Annotated in this window: 1 protein-coding gene; it reads left to right on the top strand. The window is 51.2% G+C overall.

The window, feature by feature from the left end:
- A partial coding sequence (locus HMPREF0308_RS12715; protein ID WP_005532347.1) for an IS3 family transposase occupies positions 1–469 on the top strand: 469 nt, incomplete at both ends.

The following is a 469-nucleotide window of genomic DNA, read 5'->3' as shown; positions in this document are numbered from 1 at the left end:
GAGTTTTTGTCAAAAGCGACAGCCTTCTTCGCCGCGAAGCAACGCGAGCAGAAAAGTTCGAATTGATGCGGCAGGAGAAGGCGAACTACAGCATCAAGCGCATGGCACGACTATTAAAAGTGTCTCGGTCTGGATACTACAAATGGGCCCATGCGCAGCAGAAACGACTATCCGGAAAAGATGATCGGTCAGCATTTTACGATGATGTTGACCGTAAGATTCATCAGATTTGGAAAGACTCTGATGAGGTTTATGGTGCTCCGCGGATCACCGCAGAGCTCGCCGAGCGCTACCGCATTTCGCTTAACCGTAAGACTGTGGCGAAGCGGATGCGCATGATGGGCATTGAAGGGATTTCACCGCGTGCCTTTGTCCCGGTGACAACCATTCAATCCAAGCGTAAGTCAACTCTTCCTGACCTGGTCAAGCGCATGTTTGACACTGGTGAGCTCAACCGAGTGTGGATGTC

Origin of the sequence: Corynebacterium striatum ATCC 6940, assembly GCF_000159135.1 — a bacterium.
In the GTDB taxonomy this organism is placed as follows: domain Bacteria; phylum Actinomycetota; class Actinomycetes; order Mycobacteriales; family Mycobacteriaceae; genus Corynebacterium; species Corynebacterium striatum.
This window is presented reverse-complemented; position numbering and strand designations above follow the sequence as displayed.